We start from the raw sequence: 19,466 nt of genomic DNA, 5'->3' as shown, positions 1-19,466 counted from the left end.
TGATCGCCAGCGGACGGCGCATGGCAGCCATGGCCGGATGCCGGCAGCGCCACGCGGCGATGGCCAGCGCGCCGGCGATGCCGGCCGGCGCCAGGAAGCCGCCGTCGCGGATGTTGATGATGGACCAGGGCGCGGCAAGGTACTGCTCATGCCAGCGCAGGACGAATGCCAGCCGCGCGGCCAGCAGCCCGGCGATCAGCATGTCGGAAACCAGGGGGCTGGCGTCGGGCAGCTGGCGGTAGCGCCGCAGCCACCAGGCCACGCCGTAGGCGACAAACAGGGAAACGAACAACAGGACCAGGCCCACAGGCAGGGCCAGAGGACCGATTTGCAGGGACAGCATGGGCGCTTTCAAGGACGTCGAATGGACGGCCATTGTGGCCCATGCGGATTAAGCGGGCATTAAAAAAACAGGAAGTCAGGAAGCGGCCAGCGCCTCCTTGCGCACGAAATGCATGGCTTGCGGCTGGTCCACCAGCACGCACTGCTTGCCGGTGCGCTTGCAATGGTCGTGCACGCGCCAGTAGGCATCGTGGCTGACGCAGCCGGTCTGGCAAATCACCAGGTCGGCCGCCACCAGGCTCGCTTCCAGCGCAGCTGCATCGTCTGCGCCATCGCCGCCACCCGCATGGTGCAGGAAGCGTCCGCCGGCCTGCTCGATGGCTTGCTGCGCCACGTTGGCGCGTCCGCGTCCGGCCCCACTTCGCGGCCTACATAATTGCCGACATACAGTACGGCTTTTTCGCGCACGCCAGCCAGCAACTTCGCCTGCAGCGCGGAGCGCGGTACGGCCGATGGCGCGGGCACCCATTGCAGGCGCAGCAATTCGCGCATCAAATCCTGCACCCGCTCGCTAAGCCATTCGACCTTGCGCGCCAGCCGCGCCCGCGTCGGCAAGCCGGGCGCGACCGCCGCCATTTCGGCCAGTTCCTCGCGCGCCAGCGCCAGCTTCGTATCGCGGATCACGACCTGCGCGCGCGCGCGCATCAACTCCGACTCCAGCTGCGCGATGCGGGCTGCCTGCGCAGCCAGTTGCGCACTGCAGCGCGCCTGCCCGCGGCCATATTCCGCCATCAGCACGCGATGCTCGTGCGCGATCATGTCCTCGTTGCCATACACACTGCCCATCATGCCCTCCTTCACCGACCGTGGCGCCATGGCGCCAGCCCATCGCTACCCCATGGATTCGCATTATAAATGAGAATCATTATTATTTGTCTATGTGCGTGCGCGCAGTAGGGGTATGCGGTGGCCGCCGGCGTCACGCAGCCGGCGGGCAGGACAGCAGGCGCTGCCATACGTCGTCCTGCACATGGCGCACATGCCCCAGGCCGTCGGGGCCACGATAGATGTCCAGCGTGTTCGGCCACGCCACATCGATGAACAACAGTCGTGCCGGGTCGATCAGCAGGGACTGGCCGACAAAGTTGCCCTTGATCTCAGCCTTGTTGACGGCCAGCAGGCGCGCGCCGCCGGCAAGCGTGCGTACGTCCAGCGCCACGCCGCTGCGCTCGGCCACATCGCGTAGCCAGCGTTCGCGCCAGCGCGCCTGCTCCTCGAACTGTCCCTTGGGCGGCCGGTCCAGCTTGACGACGGCCGCCACGGGTCCGCCTTTGCCTGCCTGCAGCGAAAAGCCCATGCGTTCCTGCAATTCGACCGTGTAGGCCTCGCCCTTGATATCAATCTGGTAGCGCCCGGTTCCATCCTGCACCAGCAGGTCGGCCTGCTGATAGGCGGGCTGGACGCAAGTGGCATATTGATAGCTCAGCACATCGAGAAACGGTGGTTCGACGGTGGATGTGGCCGCCAAGGCGGGCGACAGGCTGGCACACAGGGCGGCGGCGACAGCGTATTTCATTGTATTCATGATTGCTCCGGTTCACGTGAGATGGCGATGGCGGCCGAAAACCAGGCATGGCGCGCCATGAAAGTGTATTCAAGAAATATTGCGCAGCATTTTTTCGAATGGTGGAATTGACAAGAACGGCACTCTAGCAGAACGGGGGAAAACGGCCCGCACGGCCCGTGCATGGCAGGGCCTGGCGCACGACTCAATTGAATCGCGCTTGTGAAATCACTATTTCTAAGGTGTAATCTTATAAGTAAATCATTGAATTAATTACAAGTACGCTCATTTCTCCAAGCGGAGTCGCTATCAATGTCCGAACCGGTTCATGCCAGCGCGTCGTCGCCACCCCGTGCCTCCTCCGGCGCGGCATCCATCGCCAGCGGCTTCAGCCAGGCCGCGCGCCTGCTGAAGCTGAGCACGCCGCTGGGTCAGGATGTGCTGCTGACCGAGTGCGTGCGCGGCGAGGAAGGCCTGGGACTGGGCTATGTCTTCCACATCGCCGCCCTGTCGCTCGACGCGGCCAACGCGGCCAACGCGGGCAGCGCGGGCAGCCACACCCTGGCCATCGCCGACCACAACGGCAGTTTCCAACCTAACGCCCAGGCCAGCATCGCCGACAGCCGGCCAGGCGCCGTCATGCCGCAAGACACCATGGACCGCTGGCGCATGCAGCTGCGCCAGCAAACCAGCGGCATCGAACTGTGCCGCTGGGATTACCGCACGCTGGGCGCACGGCCCATCAGCGCCGCTGGCGCGAAAGACGGCACGCTGGCCGACGGCATCCGCCCGCCAACATGGGGCTTTTTGCTATCGGATACGTTGCGCAAAAAATTGGACCTCCGTCGCGACCAGATAAAACTCAGCCTCCAGCATCCGCGAATCCGGATCGACGAGCTCGACTCCGGCCTATGGAGCGAACTGGGCGAGGAACCGTCGGTCCACCTGGTTGAAGACGGTGTGCCGGAATTGCCGGCGCTACTTAACAAACTGCTCAAGCCGATCCGCAACGACCACATGGCGCTGCCGGGCTTTGGCCAATGGGACGGCAATCCCAACGAAAGCTTCAACGACGCCGACAGCGACTGGCAAAGCGCCGAACTGCGCCAGCGATCAGCAAAAACGACGGAAAAACCATGATGTCCGCACCGTTCGACGTGCGGCGCCGGCAGAAATTTCTCTACGAAGATCTTTACCATAAAACGCGGGAAAATCAACTCGCGATAATCGATGTTGAACTCGAAAATAAAAGAATAGCCGACTCACTGCAGGGAAATGCTTCCGTCCATCATTTTTTGTATTTGGAAGCGTTCTGGATCTGGATGCTCGACTATACGGCTGGCGAACCGATCGCTGCTCTGGCGCCGCGCATTGCAGGCATCGTAGATAAATTTGAAGAATGGAACGACGTCGATCAACTCTATCAACAGGAAGCGGCGCTCGAGTTTCCAGAAGATGGGCCATATGAATTCCAGGGTGCCCCGCAGTTTTCCATCCTTTCCGATTATGAAGACACACTACAACTGCTCAGCATCGCCATCCTGCTGCGCGATCAACGATCAGCCCTACGCATCGTCCACGTGCTGCGCAGCCACCGTGGCAGCGATGGGCTGTTCGAGCAATTGATTGGCGCGTATGTCGAGGACAGTCAAGACCTAGACACCTGCATTATCAGCAAGCCCTACAACACCCTGCTGCAAGTATTCTATGAAGAAGACGACAACGCTGCCTTGGCCCTGCTCCAGAAGTATTTGAAACAGTGGTATCCGGCCATGAAAAACCATCCACGCTGGCACGATGAGCATCTCAACATCAGCGACGAAGGCTATGCCGCGTATTACGGTTACTGGGCCTTTGAAGCGGGTGCGACCGTCTTTATACTCGACCTGGACGACAGCCAGATCGACCATCTGGTCTACCCCAAAGACCTGGTCGACTATGCGCGAACATTATGGGAAGAAGGCCGCTATACCAGTCTGGCTGCGGAACCGCCGAAACATAACGGGCGTGTCGAAGCGGGACATTCCTCTCCCGACACGGCTCTGCGGGAGTAACGATGCAGACGCTGGACGAACACACTTTTTTATCCAGGCGCAGGGAACCGCTGTTGTCATACGCGATCTACCTTGAAAGCAAGCATGGTATCGAAGAAGGCATCGGCATGGTGGCCGCCGGCTTGTCGCAGCCGGCGGAAGTGCTGCGCGATATTGCGCCAGAAAACTTCATGACGGCCACGCGCCAGCGGGCATGGGACGGCATCGACCTGCTCAGCCTGGCTTACAGCGCTGGCCACACGACAGCCGATCTGCGCGCGCTGTACCCCACGGTACTGGAATACTGGGAAGAGTTTGCCAGCTATGACAGGGCTTTTGACGTGCAGGCCGGCGCCGCGGAACAGGGATTTCCCCACTTCGCCCTGCCTGGTGACGGCTACGAGCAGGTCAACCGGATGATCTGCCTTGGCATTCTCCTGGGTTGGGGCAATTGGCTGCCCCGCCTGGCACCCGTCATCGATTTCAACAACCATGAAAAAGATGGGCTGGTCGAACGCCTGCTGGCCTTTTCCGTCGCTGGCAGGGACACCGCCTGGCCAACATGCACGCGCCGCCAGCCCTATGTCAAGACACTCAAGATATTCGCGGCAGAAAAACAGGCGCGTCCGGCGCTGATGCAGGACTACCTGGCAAAATGGTATGACGCCAGCCGCCGCGAACCCTACTATGGCAGCCACGCGCGTGACACCTCATTTTCAGGCTACTGGTCATGGGAAGCGGCCGCCATCACCTGCCTGCTCGATATCGATGACAGCTGCTATCGCGATGCCGCATTCTATCCCGCCGACCTGACGGCATTCCACCGTCAGTCACTCTCTATATGATTGGAGCCCGCATGCGCAGCAAACCCGCCGTGATCGCCGCCTGCCTCATCTTCGCCACGCCCGCGCTGTCGCTCGCCGCCGACACACCTTTCCCGGGCATTTATTCCGTCATCGATCCCGTCACGGGCATGACACAGGATGTGCTGAAGATCGAACCCGTCATCGATGGCGAATTCAACGTCTTTCCCCGTTTCGCGGGCGAACGGGCATGGGCCGGCGTGCTCTCCGCCAAGGTCATGGGCGCCGGGGACCGCTACCTGGCGGAACCATTATTCCCTCAGGACGGCAAGGTGCGCGCACTGGCGATAGAGGACGTCGGCTACCTCTACTACACGCCCGGCGGAAGTTATTCGCACGACGGCCGCTCGGATACGGGCTACCTGAGCCACATCTTTGCCATCGGCATCAAGTCCATGCAGCGCCGTCCGCTGCTGGCAGGCCATGCCGAACGGGGCGAGCGCGGCCAGCATGACTACCAGCCCGGGGCCGATGAGGCAAAGATAGCGGTCAGCACCTTGAACTACAGCGCCCGCCCCATCCAGGTCGGCGTCAGCGATGCCGGCCATCCGGCCAACGCCGTCGATACCGATCCCCTGAACCCTTATATGGGCAGCGCCGCCAATTGCTGCTTCTACCTGCCAGGCGCCCCACACAAGCCGGGACGGGTCAACATCGAATACCGCTGGCTGCCGGACGGCAAGCCGGAAACGCGCACCTTGCCGCTGCCGGCCGGCACTGCCACCGAGGAACTGCTGGTCATCGTGCAAGCCGATGGCCAACTGGCGCTGGAATTTCGCGTCCCGCAGGCGTCGTTGTCGATGACGGAGGATGGCGGTGTGAATGCCGGCAATGGCCGGCTGTATCCGGCCCTGCCCGCCGCCGAGCGCAAAGCCGTGCTGGCTGCGGAACTGGCGCGTCAAAAGAATTCGCTACAAGACATCGGCAAAAAACTGGAGAAACTGCCCCCGACGACTCCGTTGCAGCTCACGCAGCGGGTGGCAGAACAGGTCGCAGCGCGGCAGACCGCCGTGACCTATCTGGAAGCGTTTTCCGCATGCAAAGCGACGGTGCGCGAGTGCGACAAGCAAGCCAGGGCGGCGGCAGGCAGGCAATGATGGCCGGGGGCCGGACGCCGTCAGGCAACGGTCTCTTCCGTCGGCTGGCGATTGCTCGATATCAGCACGCTGTCGTCGCCGCTGTACACCTTGCGTTAGCGTCAATACCCCGCCTTGCCAGACAGGCCATAGCTGGCCCAGCTTGAATCGAACGGTTCGCGCCCTTTCGTCTTCGTGCGCGGGATCTTTTGGCTCTGTCGGCGCTGGTGCAGGCAGAGCGCAGTGGCGGTCATGCGGATACGCCCGACAGGAAAAATTGTCGCTGCGCCGCAGACATCAACAGATGGGACCAGCGGGACCAGCGATGCTTTTTCCTGAGCCGAGATCAACATCGAAATCGCATTGATAGCCGTCAGAGGGTATCTGGCAAGCATTAGTGGTGAAGGCTGAGATGTATCAAGCTTGAGGCCAGGTGCGGCTGAATCGGCAGCAGACGGCGCTCGCCGCTACAGCCTGAGATGAGGGGACGGCGCTGGCCGCTGCGCGGCCAACGTGCCGCGCGCAGCGCGGTGGCTGGGCGATCCGGATAGCCTCGCGCCCCTCAGGGCGCTGCGTCTTCGAATCCCAGCGTTCCGTCCAGACAAACAAAAAAGCCTCCCGCAGGGGAGGCTTTTTTGTTTGATTCTGGCGGAGACGGTGGGATTCGAACCCACGATACAGGTATAAGCCGTATGCATCCTTAGCAGGGATGTGCCTTCGGCCACTCGGCCACGTCTCCTAGCTGATTACTCAACTATGTCTCTGTAGCTAACTGCGCTGCAGCGACGAACGTCATAATATCGATTGCCCCCCCTTTGGTCAAGGGCGTGGGGCAATATTTTTACATTTTTAAGCTTTTTCCAGCTCGAACGCTTTATGCAGCGCGCGCACGGCCAGTTCCATGTACTTTTCATCGATCAGCACGGAGATCTTGATCTCGGACGTCGAGATCATCATGATGTTGATGCCCTCTTCCGACAGGGTACGGAACATTTGCGATGCGACACCCACGTGGCTGCGCATGCCGACGCCGACGACGGACAGTTTCGACACTTTCGCGTCGCCCGTGATGCTGGCCGCGCCCAGCGCTTCGCGGTTCGCTTCCAGCACGGCCAGGGCGCGCGCATATTCGCCGCGCGAGACGGTGAAGGTGAAGTCCGTTTTACCGTCGACCGACTGATTCTGTATGATCATGTCGACTTCGATATTCGCGTCCGCCACCGGTCCCAGGATGTGGTACGCCACGCCTGGACGGTCGGGCACGCCGAGCACGGTGATTTTGGCTTCATCGCGGTTGAAGGCGATGCCGGAGATGACTGCTTGTTCCATGTTTGTATCTTCCTCAAACGAAATCAGGGTGCCTGAATTGGCTTCTATTTCCAGCGGCAACATCGGGTCGGTCAGCGACGACAGCACGCGCGTGGGCACGCGGTAGTTGCCGGCAAATTCCACCGAGCGCGTTTGCAGCACTTTGGAGCCCAGCGAAGCCAGTTCCAGCATTTCTTCAAAGGTGATGGTCTTCAGGCGGCGCGCCTCGGAGACCACGCGCGGGTCGGTCGTATAGACGCCGTCGACGTCCGTGAAGATCAGGCACTCGGCCGCCTTCATGGCGGCGGCGATCGCCACGGCCGACGTGTCGGAACCACCGCGGCCCAGGGTCGCGATATTGTCGTTCTCGTCGACGCCCTGGAAACCGGTAATGATGACAATCTTGCCCGCATCGAGGTCGCGTTTGACTTTCTCGTCATCGATCGACTGGATGCGTGCCTTGGTAAAGGCGGAATCGGTCTTGATCGCGACTTGCCAGCCAGCATAGGATACGGCTTGTTTGCCGATCGCCAGCAGTGCCATCGACAATAGGCCGACGGACACTTGTTCGCCTGTCGAGGCGATCATGTCAAGTTCACGGGGATCGGGTTGATCCATGATTTCCTTGGCCAGTCCAATCAGGCGGTTGGTTTCGCCCGACATGGCGGATGGCACCACCACGATTTGATGCCCGGCGTCGTGCCACTTGGCAACGCGCTTGGCGACATTCTTGATACGGTCAGTCGAGCCCATCGACGTACCGCCATATTTGTGGACGATTAAAGCCATAAGAGTGAAGTTTCCGCTCAAGAAGAATAAAAAAGGAGGGCTTTACTCTACATGCCGCAATGCAAAATAACAAGCTAAAAAGCGCATTAGCTCATACCAATTACATATATGGAAATAACCAATTCATGCAGTCCAGCTGGCTTGGGCAGCCACTTGCCGGCCACCTTGCAAGTGGCTGTGGTGGCCGCTCCCACGCTCAGCAGGACTGCCAGCGCAAGGTGATGCGTGGACGATCTAACAAGCTCAGGCAATGACAGTCGAGGCCAATACCAGCCGCATACAGCAATTGTTGCGCCGCACAGACAAGGGGCAGGCGTTGACGTTCCCAGGCAGGCACATCGAATGCCTGGTAATGGTATTTCAAGCTCTTGGTGGGACGGTTCAAGGCCAGCTTCAGGCGCTCGCCGCCCTGGCGGAAATCGATGCTCAAGGTCTGTGTTTGCAGCCAGGCAATATCGATGCCCTGCCCGCCCTCTGCTACCGCATCGAAATGCAGTACGCCGCCATACGCGGGAAACGCCAGGCTGGCCTCGCCTTTCCAGGTGAATGCCTGGCTGGCCTTTTCCAGGCCGGGAATGCCTGCGTCGTCACGCTCGCGCATGCCGGCCAGGTCATCGAGTTTCGGCGTCAGGTACAGGCGGTCGCGGTGGCGCCGCACGTGGCAGTCGGGATGCGTCACCAGCAATTGCGCGTCGGGCCGCGCTTCGAGCAGCTGCGCCAGCATTTCCACCAGCCACGCCGTCGACGGCATGCGCAAGCCGCGCGTGCCGAACCAGTGGCGCAGCAGGTTGTAGCAGCGGTCCGCGCTCAGCGCGCGCAATTTCGCCAGCTCGATGCAGTCGCCATCGAGGCACGCCGCCAGATCCTGCACCGCCAGTTCCGTCAGCAGACGCTGCGCCGACTGCGCATGCTGGGCGCTGCGGGCAAAGCGTTCCTGGAAACCGGGAAACGCCTGCGCCAGCACGGGCATCACCTGGTGCCGCAGGGCATTGCGGGCAAAGCGGGGATCGTCGTTCGATTCGTCGTGGATGTGCGCAATCGCATGGCTCGCCACGTACGCTTCCAGCTGTTTGCGCGACACGGGCAGCAGCGGGCGCGCCATTACCAGGTCCGGATTGCCCAGCAGCTCGGGCGCGCTGTTGGCGCCATCCATGCCGGACAAGCCCGCCGTGCCGGAACCGCGCAGCAATTGCAGCAGCACTGTCTCAGCCTGGTCATCCTGGTGGTGGGCCGTGAGCAGCAGGCGCACGCCGTGCGCGGCGCACAGCTGGCCCAGGGCCGCGTAACGGCGCTTGCGGGCCGCCTCTTCCGTGCCCGTCTTCGCATTCTTTTCCACGGCGACCTTGCGCGCTTCAAAGGCGATGCCCATGCCGGCGCACAATTGCTCGCAGTGCCCCAGCCACGCATCCGCGTTCGGACTCAGGCCGTGGTGCACGTGGAACGCATGCAGGGCCACGCCATGCTCTTGCGCCCAGGCATGCGCCAGGTGCAGCAGGGCTGAGGAATCGAGGCCGCCGCTGAGGGCGATGCCTATCGTCCCGCCGGCTTGCGGTTCGCAGGTTTCCAACGCGCGGGCGAAGATGTCGGGCACGGTGGCGATTTGTTGCTTTTTCAATGTGGACTCCGGGAATGCAAAGAGGGACAGGCGGCTAAACGGATGATGTCGTTTAGCGGACTGTCCCTGGAAATACTTATTCATTGCAGGCGAAAATCAGGGGTCAGACCCGACGGGACTCGGCGTCCCCGTCTAACCCCAGCATTTTGCTGCGTAGCCAATAACGCTTACTCGCTCGGCGTCGTTTCCTTGAACTTGCCGTAGCTCAGCAGTTTTTCGTGGCGCGCGGCCAGCAGGTCCTTGGTTTTCATGCCGTGGAACTGGCGCAGGGTGTCGGCCAGTGCGCGTTTCAGCAAGGTCGCCATCTGTTTCGGATCGCGGTGGGCGCCGCCCAGCGGTTCGTTGATGATCTTGTCGATCAGGCCCATGGCTTTCAGGCGGTGCGCCGTCAGGCCCAGCGCTTCGGCCGCGTCGGAGGCGCGCTCGGCGCTCTTCCACAGGATGGAGGCGCAGCCTTCCGGCGAGATCACGGCATAGGTCGAGTATTGCAGCATCAGCACGGCATCGCCCACGGCAATCGCCAGCGCGCCGCCGGAACCGCCTTCACCGATGATGGTGGCGATCAGCGGTACTTTCAGTTCCGCCATCACGTACAGGTTGTGGCCGATGGCTTCCGACTGGCCGCGCTCTTCCGCGTCGATGCCGGGGAAGGCGCCTGGCGTGTCGACGAACGTAAAGATAGGCAAGTTGAACTTTTCAGCCACTTTCATCAGGCGCATGGCCTTGCGGTAGCCTTCCGGTTTCGGCATGCCGAAATTGCGCATGGCGCGCTCTTTCGTGTCGCGGCCTTTCTGGTGGCCGATGACCATGCACGGCTGGCCGTTGAAGCGGGCCAGGCCGCCGACGACGGACAGATCGTCCGCATAGCTGCGGTCGCCATGCAGTTCGTGGAAATCGGTAAAGATTTCATTCACGTAATCCATGGTGTACGGGCGCTGCGGGTGGCGCGCGATCTGCGCCACTTGCCAAGGCGTCAGCTTGGCGTAGATATCCTTGGTCAGTTGCTGGCTCTTCTTGGCCAGGCGGTCGATCTCTTCCGAGATGTCGACGGCCGAATCGTCTTGCACGAAGCGCAACTCTTCGATCTTGGAATCGAGTTCCGCGATCGGCTGTTCAAAATTGAGGAAAGTCGTTTTAGTCATTGTACCTCCAGGTTTTACCGGCCACGGCGCCAGGGCGCGCGGCGTCATCTATGTTTATTTTACCGTACCGGCTGGTGCGCCGGGGGCTGCATCGGGTGCGGCAGGGGCGGCTGCAGGGTCGAGACTGCGCCACAAATACCACGTCGCCACGGTGCGCCACGGTTCCCAGTTGGCGGAAACTTCGCGCGCATCGCTGCGGGAAACAGGTTCGCCGGAGAAGTAATTGACGCTGATGCCCTGGATCAGGCCAGGGTCGTCGAGCGGCAAGACGTTCGGACGCAGCAGATTAAATATCAAAAACATCTCGGCTGTCCAGCGGCCGATGCCGCGGATCTGCACCAGTTCGGCGATCACGGCTTCGTCATCCATCTGGTCCCACTGGCTGGCGTGCACGCGCTTGGCCTTGAAATGGTCGGCCAGGTCGAGGATGTATTCGGTCTTGCGTTTGGACAAGCCACAGGCGGCCAATTGCTCGGCGCCCGCCTTCAATACTTGCGATGGCGTGCATTTCGGGCAGGCCAGCAGCAACTTTTTCCAGGCAGCATCGGCCGCCTTGGGCGTGATCTGCTGTCCCACCAGCGAACGGGCCAGGGTGGTAAACGGGTCGCTATGGCCGACCAGGTGCAGGTCGCCAAATTGCGGGATGAGCTTTTTCATGATGCGGTCGCGCTTCATCAGCTCGATCTTCGCCTCTTCCCAGTAGTGCGGCACCTGGATCACTTGCGCCGCCACCGGCGCTTCCCCGTTTTCCCTGGACGTCGCCATCATGCGCGGCGCCAGTTGGTCGTGCCGTCAGGCTTGTCTTCGAGAATGATGCCAGCGGCCAGCAATTCGGCGCGGATCTTGTCGGACTGGGCAAAGTCGCGCGCTTTTTTCGCCGCGCTGCGCGCCGCGATGGCCTGCTCGATGCCCGCCGTCTCATCCTGGCCGCCGGCGGCGGCGCCGACAGTGGCTTGCAGGAATTGCTGCGGCGTGCGTTCCAGCAGGCCAAACACGCCCGCCAGGCCCTTCAACTGACGCGCCAGGGCGGGCGACTTGCTCTTGTTGACTTCCGTTGCCAGGTCGAACAGGGCGGCCACGGCCAGCGGCGTGTTGAAATCGTCATCCATGGCGTCGCGCACGCGCACGGCGTGGGCTTCGTTCCAGTCGATGGCGCCCTCTTCCACGGCCACGTCGGCCAGCGCCGTGTACAGACGCGTCAGCGACAGGCGCGCGTCGTCCAGGTGCACGTCGGAGTAATTCAGGGGGCTGCGGTAGTGCGCGCGCAGGATGAAGAAGCGGATCACTTCGGCGTCGAACTTTTGCAGCACTTCGCGGATGGTGAAGAAGTTGCCAAGCGACTTGGACATTTTTTCATTGTCCAGGCGTACGAAGCCGTTATGGATCCAGTAATTCACGCTGGTATGGCCGAACGCGCCTTCGGATTGGGCGATCTCGTTTTCGTGGTGCGGGAATTGCAGGTCCGCGCCGCCGCCATGGATGTCGAACTGTTCACCGAGCAAGGCGCACGACATGGCCGAGCACTCGATATGCCAGCCCGGGCGGCCCTTGCCCCACTTCGAATCCCATTTGACTTCTTCCGGCTCGGAATCCTTCGACGACTTCCACAGCACGAAGTCGAGCGGATCGCGCTTGCCCGTATTCACGTCGACACGTTCGCCCGCGCGCAGGTCGTCGAGCGACTTGCCCGACAGCTTGCCGTAGTGGGGGAAATTGCGCACGGCATAGTTCACGTCGCCATCCGCGCCCTGGTAAGCCAGGTCCTTCGCTTCCAGCTGCTCGATCAGGCGCAGCATCTGCGGCACGTATTCGGTGGCGCGCGGCGTGTGGTCGGGTGTCAGGATGCCCAGCGCGGCCGTGTCTTCATCCATGTACTGCGTGAAACGCGTCGTCAGCTGGGAAATCGTCTCGCCGTTTTCCACGGCGCGGCGGATGATCTTGTCGTCGATGTCCGTAATGTTGCGCACATACGTGACATCGAAACCGCTAGCCTTCAGCCAGCGGTAGATGACGTCGAAGGCCATCATCATGCGGGCATGGCCGATATGGCAATAATCGTAGATGGTCATGCCGCACACGTACATGCGTACCTTGCCGGCTTCCATCGGGACGAATACCTGCTTCTCGCGCGCCAGGGTGTTGTAAATCTTTAGATTGCTCATCGTACTTTGCAAGTGGAGCGGCCACCAGCCAGGCAAAACGACAGACAGGCGCGGACACCGGGGGTGCCGCGCCACTGAACTACCGTGTGCGCCGAGACTGGACGACCAGCTATATTGTTGTTCTTGTTTGTTAGAATTAGGGCGTTAGCGGTCAAGTATAACATTGATAAAAACCATACTGGCCCGATATGAATCAGGTTTTTACGATGTTCAACCGAATTTTCACTTCTTTACAATTAAAGCAAGTTTAGAGAAAAATAACGATTAAGGACGCCTCCATGCAAGAAACCAAACCGCAGCGCCTGTCTTTCCTGGCCCGCTTCTGCACCCTGTTTGCCAGCCTGACCCTGGGTGGCGCCGTCGTTGCCGCGCCTGCCGCCCCCACCGCCACCCTCGATCCCACGCCGCATGTGGCCCTGAAAACGAATATGGGCGAGATCGTGCTGGAACTGAACCAGGAAAAAGCACCGAAAAGCGTCGCCAATTTCTTGCAGTACGTGAAAAGCGGCTACTACAAGGGCACCGTGTTTCACCGCGTCATCGATGGCTTCATGATACAGGGCGGCGGCTTCGACAAGAAGATGAAGCAGAAAGCCACCAAGGCACCGGTCAGGAACGAGGCGCAAAACGGCTTGCAGAACGTCACCTACAGCATCGCCATGGCGCGCACGGGCGACCCGCATTCGGCCACCGCGCAGTTCTTCATCAACGTCAATGACAATGGCGCGCTCGACTACCCTGGCCGCGACGGTTTCGGCTACACGGTATTCGGCAAGGTCGTCAGCGGCATGGACGTGGTCGACAAGATCAAGGCCGTGCCCGTCGCCGACAAGGGACCGCACCAGAACGTGCCCGTCACGCCCGTGGTGATCGAATCGGCGACTTTACTCAAGTCCGCGCCCGCAAAACTGTAAAATAGCGTTTTTACGGCCTTGTCGCACGGGGCCGTTGAATCATTCTTCATCCAATTTATTAAGGATCATCATGACCTCCGTCATCATCACCACCAATCTGGGCAAGATCACCGCTGAACTGGACGCCGAAAAAGCGCCGAAAACGGTTGCCAACTTCCTCGCCTACATGCAAGCCGGCCACTACGACAACACGATTTTCCACCGCGTCATCGACGGTTTCATGATCCAGGGCGGCGGTTTCGAGCCAGGCATGAAACAAAAGCCAGCGGATGCCACCGTGGAAAACGAAGCCAAGAACGGCCTGAAAAACGATACCTACACCCTGGCCATGGCCCGCACGTCGGATCCGCACTCGGCATCGGCACAGTTCTTCATCAACATCAAGAACAACAGCTTCCTCGACTATCCAGGCCAGGACGGCTGGGGCTACGCCGTGTTCGGTAAAGTGACGGACGGCAAAGAAGTCGTCGACGCCATCCGCGCCGTGAAAACCTCGCGCGCCGGCATGTTCGCCGACGTGCCAGTGACGGACGTCATCATCGAGAAGGTAGAAGCCGCGTAATCAGGCTACCGCATCATGCATAACAGGCATTGCAGCGTTTGCGCTTTTCCATGTACATCACTTTTTGGGAGCGTTGAACGATGACAATGCCTGCCGCACTCTTTATTTCCGACCTGCATCTGCAGAGCTCACACCCGCGCACCAGCGCGGCGTTTCTATCGTTCCTGGAACACCATGCGCAATATGCGCAAGCGCTGTATCTATTAGGCGACCTGTTCGAATACTGGGCCGGCGACGATGACCTGGAAGACCCGTTCAATGCGCGCATGACGGCCGCCATCCGCGCCGTCAGCGATGCGGGCGTGCATGTCTACTGGATCGCCGGCAACCGCGACTTTCTCGTCGGCTCCGGCTTTGCCGCCGCCGCCGGCGCCACCCTGCTCAGCGAACCGCACGTGGCCACCATTGCCGGCCGGCGCATCGTCTTGCTGCATGGCGACGCCGAATGCACGAAAGACGTGCAATACATGGAGTTTCGCGCCATGGTGCGCCAGCCCGCCTGGCAAAAACAGTTCCTGTCCATGCCGCTGGCGCAGCGCAAGGCCATCATCGACGGCTTGCGCAAAAGCAGCCGCGAACATAATGGCGAAAAATCCATGGACATCATGGATGTCACGCCCGATGCCGTGGCGCAAGTATTCGCCGAACACGCCAGCACCATCATGATCCACGGCCACACGCACCGCCCTGCCCTGCACCAGGTCGACGACACCTTGCGCTATGTCCTGCCGGACTGGGAATGCGATGTCACGCCGCCGCGCGGCGGCTGGATCGCCATCGATACGCGCGGCAACATCACGCGCCACGACCTGAACGGCGACATCATCGACTAGGCGTGCGCCGACCGCCGCACGGGCGTTTGTCCGATAGCCGCGCCCGCCTGGCCTTGCTGTAATGGCGGCATGCGCACGCCCTCTTCCCCACCCTATATCGGCACGGCCGGCTGGAGCATTTCCAGCGCCGCCGCCAGCCATTTTCCACACGCCGGCAGCCATCTTCAGCGCTATGCCCAGGTGCTGGGCTGCGTGGAAATCAACAGCTCGTTCTACCGCCCGCACCAGCCCGCCACGTATGCGCGCTGGGCCGCCAGCGTGCCCGACACCTTCCGCTTCAGCGTGAAACTGCCGCGCAGCATCACGCACGAACGGCGCCTGCGCGACTGTGCCGCTGAACTCGATCGCTTTGCGGGAGAGGTTATGCAACTGGGGAATAAACTGGGCTGCGTGCTGGTGCAGCTGCCGCCCAGCCTACGTTTCGAGGCGGACGTGGCCGCCGAATTCTTTAATACGCTGCGCCAGCGCTTCGATGGCATGCTGGCCTGCGAAGCGCGCCATCCAAGCTGGTTTGCGGCGGGCGCGACCGAACTATTGACGATGCAAGGCATCACGCGCGTGCGGGCCGATCCGCCCGCCGGCCAGCCCGGCCCCCATGTGCCGACGACGGCGGTGGCATATTTCCGCCTGCACGGCAGCCCACGCATCTACTATTCGGACTACAGCACCGAGCACCTGGCGGCACTGGCAACGCAGCTCGCCCAATCCGCACACCCGGACAGCTGGTGCATCTTCGACAATACCGCGGCTGGCGCCGCCCTGTTCAATGCGCTGGAACTGCAATGCCAGCTGGGCGGAAATAGCGTTTGATTTTTTAGATCTTAGTGTTATAGTTAACTACAACACCAACTCAACAAGACAGCAAGGAGCTCCGATGTCCCCAGCACCGCTTGCGCGCCATCCCGCCCTCCCCTTGTGGGAGCGCATCCCATGAGCGCCGAATGGCATGACAATAGCCCCATCTACCGCCAGCTCAAGGCCAAGGTGGTGGGCATGATGCTCGATGGCGTGCTGCAGTCTGGCGACGCCCTGCCGTCGGTACGCCAGGTGGCGGCCGACTACCAACTCAACCCGATCACCGTGTCGCGCGCCTATCAGGAACTGGTCGACGATGCCCTGGTGGAAAAACGCAGAGGACTTGGCATGTACGTCTTGGAAGGGGCCCGCGACAAATTGCTGGCCAGTGAACGCGAGCGCTTCCTGCGCGAGGAATGGCCGGCCGTGCTGGAACGCATCACGCGCCTGGGCCTGGATATGCAACAACTGCTGCTGGCCAGCCGCCAGAACGACGCCGAGGGAGAAAACGCATGAGTGAATTGAACAAGGACAGCGTCATCAGCGCGCGCGGCCTGCGCAAGCACTATGGCAAGCAGGCGGCCATCGACAACATCAGCTTTGATATCGCGCCGGGGCGCATCGTCGGCCTGATCGGCCCGAATGGCTCGGGCAAGACCACCACCCTGAAAGCCATCCTGGGCCTGACGGGTTTCGAAGGCGATCTGTCGGTGCTGGGGCGCGACCCGCGCACGCAGCGCGACGCGCTGATGGATGACGTGTGCTTCATCGCCGACGTGGCGATTTTGCCGGGCTGGCTGCGTGTGCGCGACGCCATCGATTTCGTCGCTGGCGTGCATCCGCGTTTCGACCGCAGCAAGGCCGAGCGCTACCTGGCGCACACCAAGCTGGCGCCGAAGATGAAAGTCAAGGCCATGTCGAAAGGCATGATCGTGCAGCTGCACCTGGCGCTGGTGATGGCCATCGATGCGCGCCTGCTGGTGCTCGACGAACCGACCCTGGGCCTGGACATCCTGTACCGCAAGCAGTTCTACCAGAACTTACTGGAAGACTATTTCGATGAAAACAAGACCATCGTCATCACCACGCACCAGATCGAGGAAGTCGAACACATCCTCAGTGACCTGATGTTCATTCGCGACGGCAAGATCGTGCTGGCCTCGACAATGGAAGAAGTGGGCGAACGCTATATCGAGGTGATGGTGGGCCCGCAACATGTGAATCCTGCGCGCGCCCTGCTGCCGATCAGCGAACGCAGCGTGTTTGGCAAATCGGTGATGCTGTTCGACGGTGTCGCCCGCACCCAGCTGGCCGCCCTGGGAGAGCTGCGCACGCCCAGCCTGGCTGACCTGTTTGTCGCGACCATGAAAGGATCGTACCAATGAGCATTTCCCCCATCAACAAAATGAAATGGCTGATCCGGCGCGAGCTGTGGGAACACAAGGGCATGCTGCTGTGGACGCCTGCAGTCATCGGCGTGGTCATGACAGTGCTGGCCACCCTGATCATGATCGGCACCATCGCCCAGACCAAGGTGCGCACGGCGATGACCGTGAATGGCGAGGCCATCACCTGGAGCGCCATCCTCGGCACCCGTTCGTTCGCCCCGCGCCGCATGGAAATCATCGAGACCGTGGCCAACAATTACACCTACACGGCCACGCCCCTGTACCTGGCGCTGGGTTTCCTGGTGTTTTTCTATTGCCTGAGCGCCCTGCATGACGAGCGCCGCGACCGCAGCGTGCTGTTCTGGAAATCGCTGCCCATCTCGGATGCGCAAACCGTGCTGTCGAAAGCGGCCATCGCGCTGCTGGTCGCGCCGCTGATCGTGGTGGCGGCGGCCAGCCTCACCTCGCTGCTGCTGTTGCTGATACTCGGCAGCGTGCTGGCAGCGAACGGCATCTTCGTGTTTTCCGAGCTGCTCGCTTCGCCCGGCCTGTATCTGGGACCGCTGCGCGTGTTCGGCCTGCTGCCCGTGTATTGCCTGTGGGCCCTGCCAACCGTGGGCTGGCTGCTGATGGTATCGAGCTGGGCCAGGTCCAAGGTATTCCTGTGGGCCGTCGGCGTGCCCCTGCTGCTGCTGATCCTGACGGTCTGGCTGGGCAAGCTGACGCTGACGGAAAACGACATCAACTGGATACAGATGAATGTCATCGGGCGCGCTCTGCTGGGCACCATCCCCGGCAGCTGGTATTTGTTCGAACCGGAACTGCTGCCGCAGGTACAGGCGATGGCACAGGGTGCGCCATTGCCGCGCGTCGACATTTTCAGCAACTCCTGGTCCAGCCTGGCCTTGCCCGCCACCTGGCTGGGCGCGGCGGCTGGCGCGGCACTGCTGTACGCCGCCATCCGCCTGCGCAGCTGGCGCGAGGAAAACTGACCGCCATTCCCGGCACCGCCCACAAAAAGAACGCCCCGCCCGCCGGGGCGTTTTCCATTCCAGCGCCATTTCACTCCAGGCGAATATTCACTATCGCCCTGATAGTTAATATCAACATTCCCCTTGAATCATCAAGACTATTCATTCGATAGTTTTTTATTGATATATAAATTACAAATAATTATTTCTATCGCATTTTATTACCAATCAAATTTGATAATCACCGCATCAAAAAGCAACAACTACCAATTTGATAGCGAAACGCTTTTTGGAGGAAAGTCGCAGAAATACTGGAACCCGACAGCGAATTCAGCAGAAAAGCACGATTTCGTGACAATTCGTGATTATTGATTTGCGTAAACCTTGACAGAATAGAGGTGTGGCTAGTGGTCAAAATGAAATTGAATGTTTCAAAATTGAAACTATCCTCAGAGTGAGAGCAGGGAAAGACGCAAAGTAAACCACGGTTAGCACCATGCCATAGCGCCCGTTCCTGCAATTTGCACGCAATTTTTGCTGAGTAACAGGAACCAAAAATAGTGCGGCAGATAACAAATATAAAAATAACATTTTAAATATTTTCAACGCAGCACTTTTTTGCACCTGCGATTTTTATACAAATATGTTTTACTTGCCACTGTAAACACAGCAGGCAATCAAGAACGATCACGGCCCAAGCCACGCCGGAGAAACCATGGAAACGAATCTATATTTATTAATTTTTTAACTCATTAAAAAATTGACCGAACACATAACCTCTTCCGGAGACTTTCAAATGGCCACCCCACAAAACCCAGCACAACCTTCCGTCAATGCCGATGCCGCCGGTGCCAAGAGCACTTCAAGCAATAAAAAAGCCGCCGTTACCAGGCATGGCGAGCGCAAGCAGTATGACGAAGACGAACTGGCGCAAGGCGCCGTAGCCGATCAAACCATGCCAGCGGAAAACGTCGTCGAAGTCACGGGCAGTGCCGAGACAGGCAATGCCGGCGTGCTTGGTGCCGCAGCCGCCGCAGCGGCGCTGGCGGCAGGGGCTGGCGGTGGTAGCGGCGCGGCGGCAGGCCAGGCTGGTGCGGGCAATGCCGATCTGGGCACGCCACAAAGCGACAGCAATGGCGGAGCGGCCGCGCCAGCAGGCGCAGGGGCAG

The 19,466-nt window shown here is 60.6% G+C and carries 21 protein-coding genes, 1 tRNA gene and 1 pseudogene; 12 read left to right on the top strand and 11 right to left on the bottom strand.

All coding sequences use genetic code 11. The features are described 5' to 3' along the window. From JaAD80_RS19420 to JaAD80_RS19405, 4 genes are all read right to left on the bottom strand, one after another. Window positions 1-343, bottom strand: a 343-nt coding sequence (locus tag JaAD80_RS19420) for a prolipoprotein diacylglyceryl transferase family protein (protein ID WP_180979485.1), incomplete at its 3' end; no start/stop codon positions are given. 75 nt (window positions 344-418) lie between these two features. Beyond that, window positions 419-676 (bottom strand): DUF2325 domain-containing protein, encoded by a 258-nt coding sequence (locus tag JaAD80_RS32030; protein ID WP_374755258.1) that lies wholly within the window; start codon window positions 674-676, stop codon window positions 419-421. Then, complete coding sequence (locus JaAD80_RS31585; protein ID WP_374755257.1) at window positions 559-1,131, bottom strand: hypothetical protein; 573 nt, start codon at window positions 1,129-1,131, stop codon at window positions 559-561. The genes JaAD80_RS32030 and JaAD80_RS31585 overlap by 118 nt, the downstream gene beginning before the upstream one ends. Window positions 1,132-1,261: 130 nt before the next feature. After that, the gene (locus JaAD80_RS19405) at window positions 1,262-1,867 is read right to left on the bottom strand and encodes a hypothetical protein (RefSeq protein WP_146012432.1); all 606 of its coding nucleotides are present in this window, start codon (window positions 1,865-1,867) and stop codon (window positions 1,262-1,264) included. Between the two features lie 291 nt (window positions 1,868-2,158). On the opposite strand from JaAD80_RS19405, the gene JaAD80_RS30780 reads away from it, so the two are divergent. The 4 genes from JaAD80_RS30780 to JaAD80_RS19385 are packed head-to-tail and all read left to right on the top strand — an operon-like array spanning window position 2,159 to window position 5,839. After that, window positions 2,159-2,986, top strand: coding sequence for a hypothetical protein (locus JaAD80_RS30780; protein WP_180979484.1), 828 nt, complete (start codon window positions 2,159-2,161; stop codon window positions 2,984-2,986). After that, window positions 2,983-3,900 (top strand): PoNe immunity protein domain-containing protein, encoded by a 918-nt coding sequence (locus tag JaAD80_RS19395; RefSeq protein WP_180979483.1) that lies wholly within the window; start codon window positions 2,983-2,985, stop codon window positions 3,898-3,900. The genes JaAD80_RS30780 and JaAD80_RS19395 overlap by 4 nt, the downstream gene beginning before the upstream one ends. Before the next feature lie 53 nt (window positions 3,901-3,953). Next, the gene (locus JaAD80_RS19390) at window positions 3,954-4,724 is read left to right on the top strand and encodes a PoNe immunity protein domain-containing protein (RefSeq protein WP_180979482.1); all 771 of its coding nucleotides are present in this window, start codon (window positions 3,954-3,956) and stop codon (window positions 4,722-4,724) included. 11 nt (window positions 4,725-4,735) lie between these two features. After that, window positions 4,736-5,839 (top strand): hypothetical protein, encoded by a 1,104-nt coding sequence (locus tag JaAD80_RS19385; RefSeq protein WP_102296443.1) that lies wholly within the window; start codon window positions 4,736-4,738, stop codon window positions 5,837-5,839. A gap of 101 nt (window positions 5,840-5,940) precedes the next feature. Here JaAD80_RS19385 and JaAD80_RS19380 read toward each other — a convergent pair whose 3' ends face one another. The 7 genes from JaAD80_RS19380 to cysS all read right to left on the bottom strand — a co-directional run bounded on the left by JaAD80_RS19380 (window position 5,941) and on the right by cysS (window position 12,834). Continuing rightward, entirely contained in the window at window positions 5,941-6,171 is a 231-nt protein-coding gene (locus JaAD80_RS19380) for a hypothetical protein (protein ID WP_146012431.1), read from the bottom strand. A 293-nt stretch (window positions 6,172-6,464) separates the two neighbouring features. Further along, a tRNA-Ser gene (locus JaAD80_RS19375) sits at window positions 6,465-6,557 on the bottom strand. 110 nt (window positions 6,558-6,667) lie between these two features. Beyond that, window positions 6,668-7,915: an aspartate kinase gene (locus JaAD80_RS19370; RefSeq protein WP_102296438.1), complete on the bottom strand. Its 1,248-nt coding sequence runs from the start codon at window positions 7,913-7,915 to the stop codon at window positions 6,668-6,670. Between the two features lie 196 nt (window positions 7,916-8,111). Beyond that, window positions 8,112-9,530 (bottom strand): tRNA lysidine(34) synthetase TilS, encoded by a 1,419-nt coding sequence (tilS, locus tag JaAD80_RS19365; RefSeq protein WP_102296436.1) that lies wholly within the window; start codon window positions 9,528-9,530, stop codon window positions 8,112-8,114. 167 nt (window positions 9,531-9,697) lie between these two features. Then, entirely contained in the window at window positions 9,698-10,672 is a 975-nt protein-coding gene (locus JaAD80_RS19360; protein WP_034756951.1) for an acetyl-CoA carboxylase carboxyltransferase subunit alpha, read from the bottom strand. Between the two features lie 54 nt (window positions 10,673-10,726). Next, window positions 10,727-11,440 (bottom strand): DNA-3-methyladenine glycosylase, encoded by a 714-nt coding sequence (locus JaAD80_RS19355; protein ID WP_374755256.1) that lies wholly within the window; start codon window positions 11,438-11,440, stop codon window positions 10,727-10,729. Continuing rightward, window positions 11,437-12,834 (bottom strand): cysteine--tRNA ligase, encoded by a 1,398-nt coding sequence (gene cysS, locus JaAD80_RS19350; RefSeq protein WP_102296434.1) that lies wholly within the window; start codon window positions 12,832-12,834, stop codon window positions 11,437-11,439. The genes JaAD80_RS19355 and cysS overlap by 4 nt, the downstream gene beginning before the upstream one ends. Window positions 12,835-13,112: 278 nt before the next feature. Between cysS and JaAD80_RS19345 the strand changes: the two genes are divergently transcribed. From JaAD80_RS19345 to JaAD80_RS30400, 8 genes and pseudogenes are all read left to right on the top strand, one after another. Further along, the gene (locus JaAD80_RS19345) at window positions 13,113-13,748 is read left to right on the top strand and encodes a peptidylprolyl isomerase (RefSeq protein WP_102296432.1); all 636 of its coding nucleotides are present in this window, start codon (window positions 13,113-13,115) and stop codon (window positions 13,746-13,748) included. A 70-nt stretch (window positions 13,749-13,818) separates the two neighbouring features. Next, a complete protein-coding gene (locus JaAD80_RS19340; RefSeq protein ID WP_102296430.1) occupies window positions 13,819-14,310 on the top strand; it encodes a peptidylprolyl isomerase in 492 nt (163 codons plus the stop codon). Between the two features lie 86 nt (window positions 14,311-14,396). Beyond that, a complete protein-coding gene (locus JaAD80_RS19335; RefSeq protein ID WP_102296428.1) occupies window positions 14,397-15,143 on the top strand; it encodes a UDP-2,3-diacylglucosamine diphosphatase in 747 nt (248 codons plus the stop codon). 69 nt (window positions 15,144-15,212) lie between these two features. Then, entirely contained in the window at window positions 15,213-15,953 is a 741-nt protein-coding gene (locus tag JaAD80_RS19330) for a DUF72 domain-containing protein (protein ID WP_102296426.1), read from the top strand. 120 nt (window positions 15,954-16,073) lie between these two features. Further along, a complete protein-coding gene (locus JaAD80_RS19325; RefSeq protein WP_102296424.1) occupies window positions 16,074-16,454 on the top strand; it encodes a GntR family transcriptional regulator in 381 nt (126 codons plus the stop codon). Continuing rightward, window positions 16,451-17,323 (top strand): ABC transporter ATP-binding protein, encoded by an 873-nt coding sequence (locus JaAD80_RS19320; RefSeq protein WP_102296423.1) that lies wholly within the window; start codon window positions 16,451-16,453, stop codon window positions 17,321-17,323. Before JaAD80_RS19325 ends, JaAD80_RS19320 begins: the two co-directional genes overlap by 4 nt. Beyond that, window positions 17,320-18,318, top strand: a complete 999-nt coding sequence (locus JaAD80_RS19315) for a hypothetical protein (protein ID WP_102296421.1) — start codon at window positions 17,320-17,322, stop codon at window positions 18,316-18,318. Before JaAD80_RS19320 ends, JaAD80_RS19315 begins: the two co-directional genes overlap by 4 nt. Window positions 18,319-19,093: 775 nt before the next feature. Beyond that, window positions 19,094-19,466 (top strand): annotated as a pseudogene (locus tag JaAD80_RS30400) (hypothetical protein); the annotation flags it as partial.

The sequence above is a fragment of the Janthinobacterium sp. AD80 genome (genome assembly GCF_002878455.1).
In the GTDB taxonomy this organism is placed as follows: Bacteria; Pseudomonadota; Gammaproteobacteria; order Burkholderiales; family Burkholderiaceae_D; genus Janthinobacterium.
Note: the sequence above shows the minus strand (reverse complement) of the source record. Positions and strands in the feature narration are given on the sequence as shown.